Source organism: Paenibacillus sp. EKM211P (genome assembly GCF_011066175.1).
Classification (GTDB): Bacteria; Bacillota; Bacilli; order Paenibacillales; family Paenibacillaceae; genus Paenibacillus; species Paenibacillus polymyxa.
Genome location: NZ_JAAMNS010000062.1, coordinates 1 through 366, shown reverse-complemented (window position 1 = coordinate 366; position 366 = coordinate 1). Strand labels below are relative to the sequence as shown.

The following is a 366-nucleotide window of genomic DNA, read 5'->3' as shown; positions in this document are numbered from 1 at the left end:
GACATTCCACTTCGAGCACACTCGTGATGGCCTAGCAAATTTACATCAAGTTTTGAAGGATGTTGAGACTGCATCCAAACTACGTCCTCTGCTTATTCTAGAAGCAACCGGCCATTACCAAAGTCCCGTTGTTCAGTTCCTAGAAGAACATCACTACATTTACATTATCATTAATCCGCTCATCTCAAATCGGCTTAGAAAGTCTCAACTTCGTAAAGTAAAGACGGATGCTGCGGACGCTTACCTATTGGGAGAGTTGCACTACAAGGAAGAGTTTGAACCTTTTAAAAAAAGAGGTGTGCAACTTCTCAATCTGCGCTATCTTACAAGACAGTATGAGTCCCTTTCAAAGATGTGTGTACAGAC

1 protein-coding gene is annotated in these 366 nt (G+C 42.1%); it reads left to right on the top strand.

The features are described from left to right. Positions 1-366 (top strand): IS110 family transposase (locus G9G57_RS25355; protein ID WP_164965687.1); only part of this gene is annotated, 366 nt, incomplete at both ends.